The sequence below is a fragment of the uncultured Rothia sp. genome, from assembly GCF_916049665.1.
Lineage (GTDB): Bacteria > Actinomycetota > Actinomycetes > Actinomycetales > Micrococcaceae > Rothia.
On sequence record NZ_CAJZIE010000109.1, the window covers coordinates 1 to 3,608 of the forward strand.

The following is a 3,608-nucleotide window of genomic DNA, read 5'->3' on the forward strand; positions in this document are numbered from 1 at the left end:
TTGCACCATAGGAAGTACTCTACGTTGCCGTCCTGTCCGGGGAGCGGGCTGGGTTCCATACCCATCACACGCAATCCGTGGCTGACCGCAGATGCCTGAACTTTTTCTACTGCTTCACGGCGGGCGGATTCTTCGTACACCACTCCTCCGCGCCCGATGCGGTGTTTACCGACCTCGAACTGCGGTTTGACCATGAGTACCAGGTCGCCACCGGTTTCGGTGGCGTTCGCTAGCGCCTCCATGACCAGGGTCAGCGAGATGAACGACAAGTCGGAGACCGTCAGTTCGACCTGCCCGCCAATATCTTCGGGCTTCATGTAGCGAACGTTGAGTCCTTCGTACACACCAACTCGCGGCTCTTCGCGTAGTGAGTCCACGAGCTGCCCGTGTCCTACGTCAACGGCGGCCACATGGGCGGCGCCTCGGCGAAGCAGCACGTCGGTAAAGCCTCCCGTAGATGCTCCCGCGTCCAGGCAACGCTTGCCTTCCACCTCGATATCGGGGAACGCGTCGAGAGCACCGGCGAGTTTGTGGCCGGCACGGCTGACGTATTCGGTCAGTTCGCTCTGGCGCACATAGAGGGTATCCTCCGGGCCCACGAGCATGGACGCCTTACGTGCAGTCTTGCCGTTGACCTGCACGTCCCTGGCGGCAATAAGCTTGGCGGCGAGGGTTCGGGAACTCACGAATCCGGCTTCGACCAGGTATTTATCGAGGCGCACGGTGTCCTTGTCTTCTTTCTGTCGTCTGGTGACGGGGTATCTAGTGCCCCCTCAGAGCTGCCGTCTGAGGGTTCACCGTCGCAAACCAGGAGAGGTTTTCGAGGTCCTTCTCCAGTTGCTCACTCATCGTTTCGAGGCGCTTGACGCGCTCTACGGGATCCATGGAGAGGGTCGCCGCCAGCTGGCGCTCAAATTCGGCGTCAATCTCAGCGGTTTCCTCTGCCGTGCTGTTAGTCTCTGGTTCTTTAGGCACCGGGAATCCCCTGGATGTTGGGGCGTGCGCCCTGTTCGGGGTTTGCCGCCCACCATGCTGCGCAGGCTACGCGCCATGCTTCGGCTTCGCTCTCACTGCCCGCGAATGCTTCGGCGTCTTCAACCTCGGGACCGGTCAGGCTCAGGTTTTCACCGCGGACTCGTGCTTGCCAGGTGGGTCCGGTTGCGGTGACTTCGTAGCCTTCGTAGAGCACCTCAATTTCGGGGTAGGGTGCGAAGAAGTCCTCGAGGGTGCGAAGAACATAGGTCGGACGCTGGTTCGGCACAGCTTCAATAACGTCCTGGTAGGTCTGCACGCCGGTGAGGACGAGTGCGCCGTCCATCTTAGCGTTGTTGGCGCCGAGAATGTCGGTGTCCAGGCGGTCGCCCACGATGACGGGGCGGCTGGAATTCACGGCCTTTGCCGCGGTGTGGAAGATGGGTGCTTCGGGCTTGCCCGCGACAAGCGGGGTGCGGCGTGAGGCGGTTGCCACTGCCGCAACGAGGGTTCCGTTACCGGGCGCCTGGCCGCGTTCCTTGGGGATGGTCTGGTCGGTATTGGTTGCAATCCACAGTACATCGGGGTTTGCGAGGGTGTAGGCGGCTTCTGCGAGGTCTTCCCAGCTCATCTTCGGGTTGAAGCCCTGGATAAGGGCTACGGGACCTTCTGCTTCGGTGCGTACGGGTTCCAGACCTGCGTCGCGCACACAGTCGGCAAGGGCATCGGTGCCGGTGATGAGTACCTTGGAGCCTGCGGGTACGTGCTGTGCGAGCAGTGCGGCACCAGCTTGTGCGGAGCTGACGACTCGTTCTGCTCGGGTGTGCACGCCCAGTTCACGCAGGTGTTCTGCTACGGATTCTACGGATCGGGATGCGTTGTTGGTGACGAAGATGACCGGTACGTTGAGTTCTTCTTCGGCGCGGTTGAGGGCCTCGGGTGCACCTTCAATAGCGAAGGGGCCCGCGTAGACTACGCCGTCCAGGTCGGAGAGGAGGGCATCGTAGCGGGATAGGAGTGCGTTCGTGGTCATAGAGTGTTCCTCTCGGGGTCTCTGGCGGTTGTCGCTATTAATCGTACCTGTTAGACACTCTAGCGTTGGTGCCTTCTGGCGATTATGTGGAAAACCGCTGGACGCTCTCCCCTGCTCAGGTTTGGCGTCCAGCGGTTTCACGCTGACACTTAGGTCAAGTATTCAGATTTTTTAGATTCTCTGCAGTCTCTATTCTGCGGAGGTTTCTTCTGCTTCTTCAGCCTCGGATGCTTCAGTCTTCTCTTCCTCAGCTACCTCTTCTGCAGAAACTTCAGCAGTCTCTTCAGCTTCTTCTGCAGGCTCAGTGATTTCTACGGACTTCTCTTCCTTTTCGAAGAGGCCTGCTTCGCCGAACATGTCGAAGATTTCGGGTTCTGCGAAGTTACCCTGGCCCAGTGCTGCTTCCGCCATGAAGGCGAGGCGTGCCCAGCGTTCTGCTTCCTGGTTACGGCCTGCGTTAGCCAGCGCGTCGGAGTATGCGCTGAACAGGCGGGGGCTGTACTCGAAAGCACGCTTGGGGTTCAGCTGAGGAATCTGCAGTGCGACGACAGCTTCAGACTTCTTGCCCTGATCGCTGAGGATACCGGATTCAACGATGGCAAGCTCTACGCGCACATTGGCTGGCAGCTCTTCCTTCTTGAATTCAGCAATCATTTCCTGTGCCTTGGGCAGGCGGCCGAGCGCACGTTCGCAGTCCACCAGCAGTGCCAGGTGGTCTACGGAGCCACTGATACGGCGGTGGGTGCGCAGTTCGCGCAGCGCCAGTTCGAAGTCTTCTGCCACGTATGCGGCTACGCCGACTGCTTCGCGTACTGCGGCAATACGGCCTGCACTGCGGGATGCAGCAACCGCGTGTTCCAGCGCGAATTCGGGGTCGATGTCGAGGTAACGACCGGCCATGGCGAGGTGCTTTGCAACGGTTTCAGCGTTGCGGGGCTCCAGGGCACGCAGCTGGCGGAAGGTTGCACCGTCCAGCTCGCGACCGGTAATGTCGTCGTCAATTTCTGGAGCCTTGGGCTTTGCAGGGCGGTAGCCTGCACGGCCACCGATGCTACGTACTTCTTCGCGGGGTGCTTCAGCCTCGGGTCCGTTGGAGCGAGGTGCCTTGGATCGGGAGTCGGAGCGACGACCGTCAAACTTCTTGCCTCCGCGGTCGTTACGCTTGAAACCGCCCTTGCCGCCAAAGTTCTTGCCGCCCTTCTTGGAGCGGAAGTCCTTTCCTCCGCTGTTCTTGCGGTGCTGGCGGGGGCCGGAGCCGTTAGACTCGTGACGGGGGGTCTCAGACATGAATCTCCTTGGGAGGTATCCGCCAGTGTGGGCGGGTAGGGTATGCAGTCGATTCGGGTGAACCGCTGCCTGAGGCATCAACTCTATGAGGGGTGCTTTAGATGCATCCGCTAATGCCTAAACATAAGCCATACCATTTTAGTATAGAGAGCACCTTCCGTGCACCCGTACTGATGGGATGTTAAAGACAAATGGGGAGGCGGTTAGGCCTCCCCAAACAAAAATAGCCCCGGCGAAGCCGGGGCTATTGAATAATAAAGCGGCGGTGACCTACTCTCCCACACCCACAAAAGTGCAGTACCATCGGCGCGAAGAG

The 3,608-nt window shown here is 59.8% G+C and carries 4 protein-coding genes; all 4 read right to left on the reverse strand.

Annotated features, from left to right (window positions below; all coding sequences use genetic code 11):
- A partial coding sequence (locus QZ540_RS08225) for a TlyA family RNA methyltransferase (protein WP_294629115.1) occupies nt 1-722 on the reverse strand: 722 nt, incomplete at its 3' end.
- Nucleotides 723-762: 40 nt separating this feature from the next.
- Entirely contained in the window at nt 763-975 is a 213-nt protein-coding gene (locus tag QZ540_RS08230; protein ID WP_294629117.1) for a GTPase, read from the reverse strand.
- Nucleotides 968-2,005 carry an HAD-IIA family hydrolase gene (locus QZ540_RS08235; protein ID WP_294629119.1) on the reverse strand — a complete coding sequence of 346 codons (1,038 nt, stop codon included), beginning with the start codon at nt 2,003-2,005 and terminating at the stop codon, nt 968-970. The genes QZ540_RS08230 and QZ540_RS08235 overlap by 8 nt, the downstream gene beginning before the upstream one ends.
- 189 nt (nt 2,006-2,194) lie before the next feature.
- Nucleotides 2,195-3,292 carry a hypothetical protein gene (locus tag QZ540_RS08240; RefSeq protein ID WP_294629121.1) on the reverse strand — a complete coding sequence of 366 codons (1,098 nt, stop codon included), beginning with the start codon at nt 3,290-3,292 and terminating at the stop codon, nt 2,195-2,197.
- Between the last annotated feature and the right edge of the window lie 316 nt (nt 3,293-3,608).

Coding starts and splice junctions, on each gene's coding strand:
- QZ540_RS08240 (WP_294629121.1), bottom strand. CDS start 3,292: ATGTCTGAGACCCCCCGTCACGAGTCTAACGGCTCCGGCCCCCGCCAG.
- QZ540_RS08235 (WP_294629119.1), bottom strand. CDS start 2,005: ATGACCACGAACGCACTCCTATCCCGCTACGATGCCCTCCTCTCCGAC.